Origin of the sequence: Microbacterium sp. NPDC089189 (genome assembly GCF_040685095.1) — a bacterium.
Classification (GTDB): Bacteria; Actinomycetota; Actinomycetes; order Actinomycetales; family Microbacteriaceae; genus Microbacterium.
Genome location: NZ_JBFBHG010000003.1, coordinates 132,106 through 146,639, shown reverse-complemented (window position 1 = coordinate 146,639; position 14,534 = coordinate 132,106). Strand labels below are relative to the sequence as shown.

9 protein-coding genes are annotated in these 14,534 nt (G+C 70.8%); all 9 read right to left on the bottom strand.

Annotation, left to right across the window (positions count from 1 at the left end; translation table 11 throughout):
* Position 1: 1 nt before the first annotated feature.
* The 9 genes from AB0N73_RS02965 to AB0N73_RS02925 all read right to left on the bottom strand — a co-directional run bounded on the left by AB0N73_RS02965 (position 2) and on the right by AB0N73_RS02925 (position 14,521).
* The gene (locus AB0N73_RS02965; RefSeq protein WP_363560197.1) at positions 2-1,174 is read right to left on the bottom strand and encodes a Gfo/Idh/MocA family oxidoreductase; all 1,173 of its coding nucleotides are present in this window, start codon (positions 1,172-1,174) and stop codon (positions 2-4) included.
* Between the two features lie 70 nt (positions 1,175-1,244).
* Positions 1,245-6,227 (bottom strand): Ig-like domain-containing protein, encoded by a 4,983-nt coding sequence (locus AB0N73_RS02960; RefSeq protein ID WP_363560195.1) that lies wholly within the window; start codon positions 6,225-6,227, stop codon positions 1,245-1,247.
* 97 nt (positions 6,228-6,324) lie between these two features.
* Positions 6,325-7,908, bottom strand: coding sequence for a family 43 glycosylhydrolase (locus AB0N73_RS02955; RefSeq protein WP_363560193.1), 1,584 nt, complete (start codon positions 7,906-7,908; stop codon positions 6,325-6,327).
* Positions 7,909-7,918: 10 nt separating this feature from the next.
* Positions 7,919-8,893, bottom strand: coding sequence for a hydroxyacid dehydrogenase (locus AB0N73_RS02950; RefSeq protein ID WP_363560191.1), 975 nt, complete (start codon positions 8,891-8,893; stop codon positions 7,919-7,921).
* Entirely contained in the window at positions 8,890-9,795 is a 906-nt protein-coding gene (locus tag AB0N73_RS02945; protein WP_363560189.1) for a family 43 glycosylhydrolase, read from the bottom strand. Before AB0N73_RS02945 ends, AB0N73_RS02950 begins: the two co-directional genes overlap by 4 nt.
* Complete coding sequence (locus AB0N73_RS02940) at positions 9,788-11,887, bottom strand: glycoside hydrolase family 36 protein (RefSeq protein WP_363560187.1); 2,100 nt, start codon at positions 11,885-11,887, stop codon at positions 9,788-9,790. The genes AB0N73_RS02945 and AB0N73_RS02940 overlap by 8 nt, the downstream gene beginning before the upstream one ends.
* Positions 11,884-12,609 carry a hypothetical protein gene (locus tag AB0N73_RS02935; RefSeq protein ID WP_363560185.1) on the bottom strand — a complete coding sequence of 242 codons (726 nt, stop codon included), beginning with the start codon at positions 12,607-12,609 and terminating at the stop codon, positions 11,884-11,886. Before AB0N73_RS02935 ends, AB0N73_RS02940 begins: the two co-directional genes overlap by 4 nt.
* Positions 12,606-13,490: a carbohydrate ABC transporter permease gene (locus AB0N73_RS02930; protein WP_363560183.1), complete on the bottom strand. Its 885-nt coding sequence runs from the start codon at positions 13,488-13,490 to the stop codon at positions 12,606-12,608. The genes AB0N73_RS02935 and AB0N73_RS02930 overlap by 4 nt, the downstream gene beginning before the upstream one ends.
* Complete coding sequence (locus AB0N73_RS02925) at positions 13,487-14,521, bottom strand: sugar ABC transporter permease (protein ID WP_363560181.1); 1,035 nt, start codon at positions 14,519-14,521, stop codon at positions 13,487-13,489. Before AB0N73_RS02925 ends, AB0N73_RS02930 begins: the two co-directional genes overlap by 4 nt.
* Positions 14,522-14,534: the final 13 nt, after the last annotated feature.

Below are 14,534 nucleotides of genomic sequence, written 5' to 3'. Positions count from 1 at the left end.
CTCAGCTCAGCGACAGCGCAGGCAGATCGAGCTTGCGGCCTTCGCGGCTCGAGCGGAGGCCCGCCTCGGCCAGCTGCACGCCGCGTGCGCCGGCGAGCAGGTCGTAGGCATAGTCGGTGCCCTCCACGTACGAGAGGAGGAACTCCTCCCACTGCTGCCGGAAGCCGTTCTGGAACACATCGTTGGTCGGGACGTCGGCCCAGTCGGCGTCGTAGTCGTGCCCGTCGGCCAGGTCGGGGTTCCAGACCGGCTTGGGCGTGGCGTTGCGGTGCTGGATCTTGGCGCCGAACAGGCCCACCACCGCGGAGCCGTGCGTGCCGTCGACGTGGAACTCGACCAGCTCGTCGCGGTTGACCCGGACGGTCCACGACGAGTTGATCTGCGCCACGACGCCGCCCTCGAGCTCGAAGATGCCGTAGGCGGCGTCCTCGGCGGTGGCGGTGTAGTGCGCGCCCGCCTCATCCCAGCGATCGGCGATGTGGACGGCGGCCTGCGCGTAGACGCTCCTGACCTCGCCGAACAGGTTCTCGAGCACGTAGTTCCAGTGCGGGAACATGTCGACGATGATGCCGCCGCCGTCCTCGGCGCGGTAGTTCCAGCTGGGGCGCTGAGCGGGCTGCCAGTCCCCCTCGAACACCCAGTAGCCGAACTCCCCGCGCACCGAGAGGATGCGGCCGAAGAACCCGGAGTCGATGAGGCGCCGCAGCTTCTGCAGGCCCGGCAGGTACAGCTTGTCGTGCACGACGCCGGTCTTCACGCCGGCCTCGGCGGCCAGCGCGGCGAGTTCGAGCGCTTCCTCCAGCGTGCCGGCCGTGGGCTTCTCGGTGTAGATCGTCTTGCCCGCCGCGACCGCCTTGCGCAGCGCCGTGGCGCGCGCCTTCGTCACGAGGAAGTCGGCGTAGATCTCCCAGCGGGGATCGGCCAGAGCGGCGTCGAGGTCGGTGGTCCAGTCCTCGATCCCGTGACGCTCGGCGAGCTCGGCGAGCGTGTTCTCGTTGCGCCCCACGAGCAGCGGGCGGACGGTGAGCCGTGAGCCGTCGGGCAGCAGGATGCCGCCCTGATCGCGGATGGCGAGGATGGAGCGCACCAGGTGCTGGCGGTACCCCATGCGGCCGGTCACCCCGTTCATGATGACCCCGATCTCGCGGGTCGGAGCGGCGTGGTTCTCTGTCATGGTGTTCCTCCATTGGAAAGCGCTTACCCGTCTCACTGTAGCCATGGGAAGGCGCTTTCCGCAACCGGCGTCAGCGGACGGTGACCACGTGGGCGGAGCTTTCCGTGCTGCCGGCGGCGTTCGTGAAGACGACGCGGTAGTCGTATCGACCCGCCGGCCGTGCCGACACGCTCGCCACGGCGCGCTGCGGCCCCGGGCTCGCGGCGTCCAGCTGCCCGCCCGCGATCTCGACACCGTTCTCGAAGAACGCGTAGCTGCTCGCGTTGGTGCCCCACCAAAGATCCGCCGTCACGGAGTACGAGCCGTCACCGTCCGCATTGTCGTCGCTCAGCACCGGCGTGTGCGGCGCCGCATGCGCGACCTCGACCATGAGAGGTGCGGTCTCGGACGAGCCCGTCGAGTTCACGAGGCGCACGACGTAGGTGTAGCGGCCGTTCGCTCGATCGGCGACGTCGAACGCCATGCGCTGCGCCGCGGGCGAGTGCAGCGAGAGATCGGCCCGTGCGATCTCCACCCCGTTCTCGAGGAGGACGGCGCGGCGCGCGTTCTCGCCCCACCACAGGTCGACGACGACCGCGTAGGTGCCGTCGCTGAGCCCGGTGTCCCAGCCCTCGTCGCTGTGGAGCACGCCGACGGCGGGCGCGGCCGTCGATCCGTCGTGGCGCACCGTGACGACGGCGCGCGCTGGGACGGTCGTCCCCTCCACGGTGCCCGCGATCTCCACGGTGCCGTCCGCGCTCCACGCGCTCTCCGCCGGTAGCTCCCAGGCCACCGCGACCACCTCGTGCGTTCCGTCGGCGCGGGAGACCGCGACCGTCTCGGGGAGAACGGGCAGATCGTTGCGATACGTCTGCACCGCGACGGCGTCGATCGCCACGATCGGCGAGGCGATCTCGCCGTAGAGGCGGAGTTCGGCGACCCCCAGGATGCCCTCGTTGGTTAGCCGCAGGTAGCGGAAGCCGCGCCCCGCCGCATCCGCCGCCGCGTCGATCCCCTGCCACGCCAGCGTCGGCTGCACACCCGAGACGATCGGGTGCCACTGTGCGAGATCGTCGGAACCGAGCAGCCGCAGGTTCTTGAGCCGCCCGGTGCCGTAGGCGTCCTGCCGGAGAGCCAGCTCGACGCGGTCGAGCGCGACGGTGTGCGCGTCGCCCAGGTCGAACACGATGTCCGCCGAGCCATTGATCACGCGCGCGTCGGTGGACGTCGACAGCGCGTTGTCGAACAGCGAGCGCGGGCGCGCCACCGCGGAGGTGTCCGGCGCTCCGGCGAGTGTCACGGTCGCGGCCCGGTCGGTGAGGGGCGCGAGCAGCCCCTCGTCCGTGCCCAGCCGCACCGCCGATCCATCGGTCGTCGCCCGGACCGGGACCGCCTCGCGCCCCGCGGCCGTCGTGTGCTCGACCGCGACGGCCACCTGCTGGCCGAGGCGGTCGTCCACCGCGATGACCGCCTGCGCCCGGTAGTGACCGGCGACGCCGGTGGGCTCGGCGTCGACGCCTTGCCCGTCGATCGAGACCGCGACGTGGGACGGCGGGTCGGAGAACACCAGGTCGGCGCTCACGACCGACCCGTCGACCGCGTAGTTGCCCAGGGCGTGATCCGACCGCAGCGTCAGCGAGGTGAGGTCGGACACGGGCGCCTCGTGCGTGCCGAACAGACGCACTTCCGCGACGTTGATGATGTTCCCGTTGGTCAGACGCACGTAGCGGTACGCGTCCGCGTCCAGACCCGCGAGACGCTGCCAGTCGGATGTCGCCGTCACGTTCGAGGTGAGCGGCACCCATGTCTGCCGGTCGTCGGACCCCTCGAAGCGCAGCGAGCTCAGTCGGGTCGTGCCGTACTGGTCCTGCCGCACGAGGACGTCCGCTCCCGTGACCGCGACGGCCGCACCCTCGCCCAGATCCCACTCGATCGAGGCGCGCCCCGCAGCGAGACGCGTGTCGGAGTGCGTGGCGATGTCGTGATCGAACAGCCGCGCCGCGTCGGCGGCGTGCGTGGGCGACGGCGTCCCGTCGAGCCCGATCACGCGCGCCGCCTGGAGGACGCCGTCGATCAGCCCGTCATCGCTCGACGCGTACACCGACGAGCCGTCGGACGTCGTGCGGACGGCGTCGGCGGCGACCCCCTCGGATGTGGTGTGCCCGATCTCGAACGCCACACGGCCGGATGCCGCAGGCTCGGGCAGCGCGACCTGGGCGCTCCAGCTGCGCCCGTCGTCGGTGTCCGCCGTCGCGACGACCCCCGCGATCGTGACGGTGACACCCGAGATGACCTCGGCGGACGTGAACTGCACCCGCACCGGGTCGCCCGCCACCGCGCGGCCCTTGAGCGAGCCGGGCGCGCTGATGCCGATCGAGGTGAGGTCGCCCACGGTCTCGGTGCGCTCGCCGTAGATGTGGAACTCGGTGAGCTCGAAGAGCCCGCGCACGGTGCCGTAGAGGACGTCGGGGAGCGGTTCGAGCAACTGCACCTTGAGGAACTGGAAGCGCTCGTCGCGCAGCTCCGGCGCGACGGTCAGCGTCTGATAGTCCTGCGTCATCGTGGTCACCCCGGGCGTGAGCCGGGTCCAGGTCACGCCGTCGTTCGACCCGAAGACGGCGGAGTTGGCCAGGCGGTCCTCGAAGATGTTCGAGCGCAGCCCGAACTGCTCGGCCGAGACCTTGGCACCGGGGCCGAAGTCGAAGACGTGTGCGAGATTCTGAGCCTGACCGTACGAGGTGCCTGTCTGCGGATCATCGTCGTCGAGGAAGCCCGCCGACGTGCCCGCTGTCGAGCTCGCGAGAAGGTCGGGGTAGATCAGGCGCCCGTCCGCGGAGGTCGGTGAGATCTCGCGAAGCGCGTCACCCGCCGCCACGAGATCGTCCACCGCAGCCGAGAACTCGACCGCCGATCCGCCGACCGCGTCGGATGCGGCCGCCTGCGCGGCGAGGAACGGCGTCCTCGTCGCGCGCTCGTAGCCGGTCGCGGGATCGAAGCGATCCGACGCGGCCACGACGGCCGCCTCGCGATCGACGGTCGCGCGCAACTGCACGCGGCGCGCCGCGATGCTCTGCCCGTCGTCGACCGAGAGGAGGACGGCGGCGTTCCCGGCGACGGTCGGCGCCCAGGTCACCTGGCCGGTCTGCGGGTCGAGCTGCGCTCCCGCGGGCAGCCCGGATGCCGTGTAGGCGAGTGCGTCGCCGCCGTCCGCGGCGAGGTCGATCGTCGCGTCGTCGCCGACCGCGACGATCGCCGTGCTCACCGGCGCGTTCCATCCGAGCGGCGCGAGTGTCGACGTGTCGACGCGCAGGCTGTCGACATCGACCCGCCCGTCGCCGTCGGCGACCTCGAGGTAGAGGAGGTCCCCGATGGTCTCGGTGCCGCTCAGCTCGACGACCACCTGACGCCACGCCCCGTCCGTGTCGGGCAGCACGACGGTGCGATCGAGGCCGAAGGAGAGCCGGAGGTCGACCTCCCCGTCGGTGCGCACACGCAGCGCCACTCGCTTCGACGCGGTCGAGGCGTTGAGCAACGAGATCTTGTCGGAGCCCTGCAGCGAGACGTACCCGCTGTCGCCGTCCGCGCCACGCGCGGGCGATCCGGCGATGTCCGCGAAGCGGTCCTCGATCTGCACCTCTGTGGCGCTCGTCTGCGGGGCGGGCACGGCCGTGCCGGCAGCCGCCGCCGGCACGTGCAGCCAGAAGTCCCCGCCGCCGTCGACGTTGTCCCATGCCCGCGTCACGGCACCGCGGTAGAAGAAGTCGGGCGGCAGGCGCTTGTCGAACGCCTCGAGGTACGACGGCGCCGCCTGCGCCAGATCGACGCCGCGATCGTAGGTGTAGTAGTAGTACAGGTCCCAGAATCCGGCCGTGTTGTACCGACCGCGATAGGCGTTCGAGATGCGGTCGTAGGTGTCGCGCACGGTGCCGTCCGCCGAGATGGCGTAGCCGACCGGCGTCCATTCGGGGTCGCGCCCCAGCATGAACTCCCAGAAATAGTCGGCCGCCGCCAGGATGCGGTCGTCGAGGAACTCGTAGGGGCCGACGGCGTCGCCCGCGCTGGACACCGTGCCCGCGACCGGGTCCACCCGGGTTCCCTGCGCCATCATCGTGCGCGCGAGCATGTAGGCGTTCGTGATGTCGCCGCCGCCGTGCGCCTGATCCCGGCCCATCTCCACGTGCTGCACCCGGGGCGTCGCCAGCGGCTCACCGGTGGCGTCGTTCTGGGTGACGAGGCGGAACAGCCGCTCGATGGACCCGTTGAACCCTTGATCCTCGGCCGTCGCGTTCACGGTGAACCACTCGACGGCCCGCTCGTAGCCCGCCGCATCGTCGAGGAAGACGTACCCGGCCATCGAGCCGATGAGCGGGTAGTTGTGCTGATTCATGAAGTGGTTCTGATCGCTCTGATACGTCTCGATCACCGGCCGGACCAGGTGCGCGGAGAACGCGTCGGTGTCCGCCTGCGTCCAGGGCGTGGCGTCGTCCTCGCATCCGCCGTAGCGCAGCAGCTCGGCCGCCGTGACCATCCGGTTCAACGGGATCCCTGTGTGGATGTGCGCGTCGGGAAAGGCCGCGTAGGCGGCCGGATCCATCTGGGACCAGATGCGGATGATGGCCATCGCGTTGTCGCGATACACCTGCTCGCCCGTGAACACGTACATCAGCGCTTGCGTGTAGGCCTTCAGACCATCGGCGATGAACCGCGAGTTCACCGCCTGACTGTCGAACGCGGTGACGGCGGGAGACGTGGGCGAGTTGGCATCCCGGTTCGATGACGTCACGGTCGTCGCAGCGGCCGGCGACGACGCCATCGCCGCGTAGTACGACGCCCACGGCTCGGCGCCGGCGGCGAGCTGGGTGCGCACGTTGGCGAGCTCGTCGACCGTGACACCCACCCCCGGGTGGGTGAAGCCGGCCGCGCTCGTGGTGGTGTCGAACACCACGTCGCAGCCATCGTCCGCCCGCGCGGACGATGGCTGCGCGGTGGCCAGCAGGGCGCCGGCGATCGCGACGGCGAGACCGAGGCCGACGGCGCGGCGGAGCGCGGGGAAACGGGGATGGCGAGAGCTCATGCGGTGACCTTCTTCGTCGAGGGTGCCGTCGCGTATCCGTCATGGATAGCGTTTGCCAGTTAACAATGACGACGAGATCCGCTCCCGTCAAGGTGTGTCAGGAGACGGGGGAGGACTCGCTGATCGAGACGCGGTCGACGTCGACGCTCCAGCCACGGCCGTCGAGGTCGTCGGCACGCACGCCCACGAACATGCCCGTGAAGCGCAGGCGGTCGCCGTGGTCGTCAGAGAGCTGCCAGGCCGGGTAGGCCCCGGGCAGCTCGCGCCACGCGGCGTCGCGCTCGCGCACCGCGGCGCGCAGCACGGTGCCGTCGATGTCGAGCGCCAGCTCCAGCGGCCCCGCGCCCACGGCGAACGGCACCGAGCGCGTCGTGCGGGACCCCTCGCGCACGACGACGCGCAGGTGCCGCCCGTTCTCGGCGTCATGGCCGATCTGGAGCCAGATCCAGCCGCGGCGGTCGTACCAGGCGATGACGCCGGCCATCTCGCGCGGCGTCCTCGGCTCGGCGTCGACGACCGCCTCGATTCGGCAGCGATGCTCCTCGACCCGTGCCAGGACCATGGACTGATCGAAGACGGATGCGGGCGAGTGGCCGCCGCGCAACCGCAGCCATCCGGGTCGCGACCGCAGGTCGGCCACGCACGGCGGCAACGGAGCCCGCAGCGTCGCCCACCGGGCGGAGTCGAGCACCGGCCGGTCGAAGTCGTCGTCGCGCCGGCGTTCGCGCGGCGGCGACTCCCCCGGGGTCTCGCCCGGGACGACGACGTCGACCGCACCGTGGTGGCCGCCGCCGGCGAGTCGCAGCCATCCGTCATCGTCGAAACGCACGTGCTGCAGGCAGGTCTCGCGGCCGAGCGTGCCGTAGCGCTCCCCCAGGTGCAGCACGGGACGGGTGGCGAGGTGCGCCAGCATCCATTCGCCGTCCGGGCGCTGCACCAGCTCGCCGTGACCCGCCTTCTGCAACGGAGTACCCGGGTCGTCGCGGCTCGTGAGGACCGCCGGACGGGGATCGCGCTCGTACGGACCGGTGCGGTGCCGCGACCGCGCCATGGTGATGCCGTGGTTCCATCCCGTGCCGCCGGCCGCGATCAGCAGGTAGTACCAGCCGTCCACGCGATACAGGTTCGGCCCCTCCACGAGCCCGTCCTCGCGATAGAGCGTCACCGCCTCGCCCGCCACCCGCCGCTCCTCGGGCAGGTACTGCTCGAGCACCAGCCCCGAGAAGGAGGGATGCTCGGGGCGCTGATCCCACTGCACGCCCACGATCCAGTGGGTGCCGTCGTCGTCATGGAAGAACGAGAAGTCGAACCCGCGCGAGCCCAGGTGGACGGGTTCGCTCCACGGACCGGTGATCTCCGGCGCCGTCACGAGGTAGTTGTCGATGTCCTTGTCGTCGCCGTCCATCGTGCGCACGATCGAGTACGCCAACCAGAACACGCCGTCGGCGTACGAGAGGCTCGGCGCCCACACGCCGCCCGAGTCGGGCACGCCGCGCAGGTCGAATCCCTCGTCCAGCGCGTGCCCCACGATCCGCCACGAGACGAGGTCCCGCGAGTGGTGGATGCGGACCGCCGGGTGGTACTCGAACGTGCTGGTGGCGATGTAGTAGTCCTCGCCCACCCGCACGATGGAGGGGTCGGGCGCGAAGCCGCGGATCACGGGGTTCGTCAGCGTGGGCACGACGGCTCCTTCAGAGCGGGAAGGGATGGGCGAAGGGCGACCCCGCGGCATAGCGCTCGACCTCGGCGACGGCGGCGCGGCCCAGTCGGCGCAGCTCGTTGCCGGTGGAGCCCGCGAGGTGCGGCGTGAGGAACACGTTCGGGAGCCCGTACAACGGGTGCCCGGCGGGCAGGACCTCGGGCTCGGTCACATCGAGGATCGCGCGGATGCGGCCGGTCCGCAGTTCGTCGACGAGCGCATCCTGATCGACGAGCGACCCCCGGGCGGTGTTGATGAGCGTGGCGCCGTCGGGCATCGCCGCGAGCACCTCGCGGGACACCATGCCGCGCGTCTGCGGGGTCTCGGGCGCGTGGACGGTGAGCACGCGGCTGCGTCGGGCGATCTCGGTCAGATCGTGCACCGGCTCGACCCCGAGGGCGCGGGCGCGGGCCGGGTCGAGGTAGGGGTCGAACGCGAGAACGCGCAGGTCCGATGCCGCCAGGTGCTCGGCGACGAGGGACCCGACGCTCGACGCCCCCACGATGCCGACCGTCGCCTCGAACGCCCCCGTGTGCGCCAGCTCGGCCTCGCGGTCGACCTCCCGCTGCTCGAGGCCGTACCGGCGCGACACCCAGAAGGCGTCCTTGAGCGCGAGGGCGATCATCGCGAGCGTGAACTCCGCCACGGGCACGGCGTTGGCCGCGCGGGCGGATGAGACGGCCACCCGGCCCGATGCGCTCGGATCGAGGAACCCGACTCCGCCGCCCCAGTGGACGACGGCACGGAGCGCGGGCAGGCGATCGAGGTCGGCCGCGCCGATGGGAGGCACGCCCCATCCGGTGATCAGCAGGTCGATCGCGGCGCGCTCGTCGGGCGTCAGGTCGTCGAGCGCGGCCACGGCCCTCGCCGCGTCGACGCCGACCGCCGCCTGCAGGCGTCGCTGCGCCTCGGCATCGAAGACCAGCGGCGCCAGGGCGGGGGTCATGAGCAGCGCGGCGCGGGTCACGTCAGATCCTCGATGCGCCACTCGTCGCGCCACGCGAGCGTCGCCTCGCCGCCCCGCACCTCGAGCGGCAACCACACCGCCGGGGAGCGGAACAGATCGTCCCGGTTCCAGCGGTCCCCGATGTACACGTGTCCCTCTCCCACCGGCAGCACGACGCTGACCTGCGAGTCGAAGGTACGCGTGCCCGGCGGCGCGATGTGGCGCCACGGCGACCAGGGCCCGGCCAGATCGGTGGCCGTCGTGTACATGTTGTCGTTCAGATCCCACCCGGTGAGGTCGGAGCCGAACAGCAGATAGTGCTCGCCCTGGCGGATCAGGGTGGGGGACTCGTACCCGATCTCGGGACGCGCCTGCTGCCGCAGCGTGGCGACGACCTCCGCCACCCCGAGGTAGTCGGGGGCCAACCGGTAGATGTGCAGGCCGTTGTCGCGGTCCTCGCTCAGCAGGTACCCGACACCGTCCTCCTGGTAGACGCCGATGTCGCGGCTGATGTTGCCGAACGGCCGCTCGGAGCCGATGTAGGTGTAGGGCCCCTGCGGCTGTTCCGCGGTCGCGAAGCCGACGCGCGCCGCCGCGTACTCGGCGTCGTCGATGTGCAGGTACATGACCCACACTCCGTCGGGCCGCTGCAGGACCTTGGGCCGCTCGACGATGCGGTCGGGCGCCACATCCCCCTCCGAGGCGACGAGCGCGCCGCCTTCGAACCGCCACGAGGCGAGATCGGCCGACGAGTAGCAGGCGATGGAGCGGAACCGGTCTCCTGCGCTCTTGTCCTCGCCCCAGGCGAACCACCGATCGCCGACCCGGGTGATCCCGATGCCGTGGAGCTGCGCGACCTCGCCGCGGTCGTCGAGGAAGACGGTGCCGGGACGGATGAGGCCGCCGCCGGACGCGTCAGACATGATCCACCCGGAAGACACGGGCGCCGATACCCTCGCCCGTGCGCAGTTCGAGCCCCTCGGGGCGCGCGTTCGCGGGCCATACCCGGCGCTCCGCGGGGAAGATCTGCGTGGCCTCGCCGCCGAGCTCCGGCAGCGTGACGACGCGCGACGGTTCGCCGCGATCCCAGACGAAGATCAGATCGTGCGATGCGGTGCGCAACCCCAGGCAGATGAGCTCGTCCTCCCAGCCGGGAAGCCCCAGCGGCCAGAACGGCTCCGCCGCACCGAGGTCGTCGCGCAGCTCCTTGTGCAGCGCGACGGCCGCCGCGACATCGACGCGCTGCTCGGGACGCAACCGGTCGAGGAATCCCGACAGGTAGAACCGCCCGCTCAACCCGCTCACGATCGTGAAGACCGTCTCCTCCTCGCTCATGTCGCGCGCCGGGTACGCCCAGTTGCCGCACTGCTCGGGCAGGATCGACGCCGGAGCCGACGCCGCGATCGGCGCGTACCGACGGAAGTCCTGCTGGTCGCTGGTCGACTGCAGGTGGGTGACGGCGAGGAGCGCGTAGTCGGCTCGCATCGCACCGGAGCTGCAGTTCTCGACCAGCAGGTCGGGATGCCGTCGGCCGAGATCGACTAGCCACTGTCGGAATGCCCGAGTGTGGCCGAGCAGTCCGTCCGCGGCGCTCGTCGCATCCGTCTCGGTGCCCGCACCGGGATTGATGTTGTAGTCGAGTTTCAGGTAGGAGATGCCGTGCGCCTCGACGAGGTGATCGATCGTCTCGTCGAGATGTGCACGCGCAGCCGGGTGCCGGAAGTCCAGGTGGTACCGGTCGTGCTCACGCACGCGCTGACCGAACCGGTGGAAGAACGCCTCCTCGGGCAGCGACGCCGCCGTCGGGCTCCCCACGCCGACGACCTCGGGCTCGAGCCAGAGACCCGACCGCATCCCGAGGTCATGGATCTCGCGGATGAGCGCGTCGAGTCCGCCCGCGAAACGTCCCGGCGCCTCGCGCCACTCGCCCACGGTCGACCACCAGTCCCCGATCTCGGGATCGGCGAACCACCCGGCGTCGATGCAGAAGATCTCGGCGCCGGCAGCCGCGGCCTCGCGGATGAGGGGGCGCAGGCTCTCGGTCGAGGGCTGCCCCATGAGCGTGTTCATGAAGTCGTTGTAGACGACGGGCATCGCATCGCCACGGTCGCGACGCAGCCACCGTCGGTAGGAGGTGAGCTGTGCGATCGCGGCATCCCGCCCCGTGGTGCTGACGGCCAGTGCCACGGGCACCGCGGCGAAGGCGCCGCCGGGTGCGAGCTCATGGGCGAAGTGGTGCTCGAGGTCGGCGGGCCCCAGCAGCGACAGCACGGCGCCGCCGCGCGTCTGGGCCAGATCGACGTGCCATCCGGCACTCGTCTCGATCTGCCAGGCGATCGTCGCGCTACCGTCCGAGATAACTCCGCACGGCAGGTGCTCACCGCTCGACCAGGCGCCGTGGCTGGTCAGACCGAAGTGACCGCGGCCGTCCTGGTCGTGGATCGGCAGCGACAGCGCGGGCAGCAGGTCGCGGAGGGGGCGCTCCTGCCAGCGGTTCTCGGCGAGCCATTCACTGTCGGCCGTCGAGACCACGAGGTCGGCGAGCGCCTCCTGTGAGCGGCCGACGGTGACCGCGGCGGAGACCACGGCTGTGAGGACGAGGGACTCCTCACCCCGGTTCTCGTACTCCGTCTCGATGCGCACCGCGGTCGTTCCCCGGGGATGCGTGATGACCGTGCGGGCGTGGAGCCCCGTGCGCTCGTCGATCTGGCGGAGGAAGAGACGTTCGGCGTCATCGGCGTCGTGGGATTCGACCGAGGCGACGCGGAACCGCTCGCCGACGGCGGAGCGCACGTAGGACTGACTGGTGCGAGAGCGCTGCTCCGCCGCGGTGAAGGCGCCCAGCAGCGGCACGCGACCGGATCCCGAGTGCGCCAGCACGTCGATCAGCGACGCGGGCAGATCGTCCGCCCAGGTGAGCGCGAACGGCCCGATGCGCACCTGTTCGGTCGGCCGGGGGGCGTCGTCGCGGGGCGTCGGCGACGACGCGCGGATCATGGTGGGGGCGTTCGTCATGACGCGCTCCTCTGTGTCGGGGCGCGCATTCCGAGCGCGCGGGTGCAGATCACGACGGCCATCGCGCCGAGCGCGGGGAGGAAGAGCGCGAGGCTCGTCCCCACGACCGGCAGCACGGTCATCGCCGCGCAGACGACCACGATCAGCAGCCAGGCGAGGGCCAGGTGGGGACGCACGATCACCGCGCGCACGGCGCGGGTGAGCAGGTCGCGTCCGGAGGCTGCCGGATCGGCGAGCGCCGCCGTGCTGAGCGAGACGACCAGGGCCACCACGCCGCCGACGGCGACGGCCGCCGCCAGCACGACGCCGTCCGACGCGCCAAGGAGGGCGACGTCGTAGCCGATGATCAGCGCCGCCGCGGCGACGGCGAGACCGGCGCCCCACAGGCGACGGGTGCCGGAGGCGAACGCGCGCCAGAACGCACGCCCCGCCTGCGCATCCGCGCCGTGGTCGAGGATGCGCTCCGCCGCCGACACGAGGGCGAACACGGCGGGCGCCAGCGGCAGCACCGCCAGCGCGCTGAGCGCGATCGCCGCGTGCGTCGGCTGCCATCCGACGAGCGCCTCGAACAGCAGCACCGGCACGAGGCAGGCGAGGAACGAGACCGAGGCGAGGAACACCTGGAGGATGCGAACCAGCCGCACCGCGAGGGGACCATCATGCGCGACGAGCGCCGCCGCCCGCGCGCGACGCGGCTTCGTGGGGGGCGCGGTGACGGTCATCCCTTCACCGCCCCGATCGACATCCCCTTGATGAAGTACCGCTGGAAGGCCGCGAAGATCGCCACCGACGGGATGATCGCGAGGATCGCCCCCGTGTAGATCAGCTGCCACTGCGAGGTCAGCAGCCCCACCATCCGGTTGATCGCGACGTTGATGGTTCCCGCCGACGACGAGTCGAGGAACACGAGCGGGATGAAGAAGTCGTTCCAGAGCCCGAGCGCCTGGATGATGACGAAGGCCGAGGTCACCGGCAGCAGCATCGGGAAGACGATCGACCAGAACGTGCGGAAGCGACCCGCGCCGTCGACGTAGGCGGCCTCCTCCACCTCCGACGGGATGCCCTTGATGAAGCTGCAGTACAGCAGCACACCGAAGGAGGCGGCACCGCCCAGGTGCACGAGGATGACGCTCGTCAGCGTGCTGTAGAGCCCCACGTCGTCGAACCCCTGCACGAGCGGGATCATCCGCACCTGGAAGGGGATCATGAGCCCGGCGATGAAGAGGATGTACATGAACCGCGAGGTCCGCCCGCCGATGCGCTCGATGCCGTAGGCGGCCATCGGCACGATGGCGACGAGGAGCACGACGGTTGTCACCGTGATGATCAGGGTGTTGACCAGCGCCTCGCCGAAGTCGGTCTGCTGGAAGAGCTGCACGTAGTTGTCGAACGTGAAGCTCGTCGGCAGCCCCATGGGGTCCTGCGTGATCTCGGCGTACGAGCGGAACGAGTTGAGGAGCGCGTAGATGACCGGCGCCGAGACGATGAGCACCAGCACGGCCAGCACGGCCATGACGACGATCTCACCGGTGGACCAGCGCTTGCGCTCGCGGGCGGGCTTGGCGGCACGACCGACGGTCGTGTGCGCGCGTGTGACGGTCATGCCTGGATCTCCCTCTTGCGCATGTACGCGTTGGCCGCGACGGTGCTGACGATCACCACGAGGAAGAGCACGACGGCGGCGGCGCTGCCGAAGCCGGCGCGGTACTCGCCGAACCCGACCTTGTAGATGAAGAACGCCATGGTCTCGCTCACGAAGCCGGGCCCGCCGGCGGTGAGCACGAGGATCTGATCGAAGATCGTCCACCCCGCGATCATGGCCAGGGTCATGTTGACGGTGACGGCGCCGGCCAGCATCGGCCAGGTGACGTGCCGGAACACCTGGCGTCCGTTCGCCCCGTCGATGCGGGCCGCTTCCAGCAGCTCCTGCGGCACCGACTGCAGGTTGGCGAGGTAGATGAGGGTCGTGTTGCCGCCGAGGGTGAAGCAGGCGATGAACAGGATCACCCACACGACGATGCTGCTGTCGCCCAGCCAGTCGCGCGCCCAGTCCGGCAGGCCCATGTCCCGCAGCAGCGTGTTCACGGAACCGAAGTTGTAGTTCAGCAGGTACTTCCAGATCGTCGCCGCGATGAAGGCGCTCACGAGCGCCGGCAGGTACACGGCGGTGCGGAAGAGTCCCTGCGCGTGCGTCACCTTGTCGAGCATCAGTGCCACCGCGAGCGAGATCGCGTTGATGATGACGGCCGATCCCAGCCCGAGGATGAGCGTGTTCCTGACGGCGTTCCAGAAGCGGCCGCTGCCGAGGATCTCCTCGTAGTTCCGGCCTCCGATGTAGTCGTAGCCGTCGCTGATGCCGTCCCAGTTCGTGAAGCTCAGCTGCACCGACTGGAGCGAGGGGATGATCACCATCAGCAGGTAGACGACCAGCGCCGGGGCGATGAACCCGAGCATGACCCACCGGCCGCGGCGGAACCGGGCCGTTCGACGTCGGCGCGCCGGAGGGCCTGCGGGCACCAGCGGAACGTCGTCGGCCGCCCCCTCCGGGGCACCGTCGAGCGGCGGCTCCCCGGCGATGCGCACCGCGGTGCTCACCACCGCGGTCTGGCCCTGCTGGGCGCTTTGATCAGACATTCGCTCCTCCTTC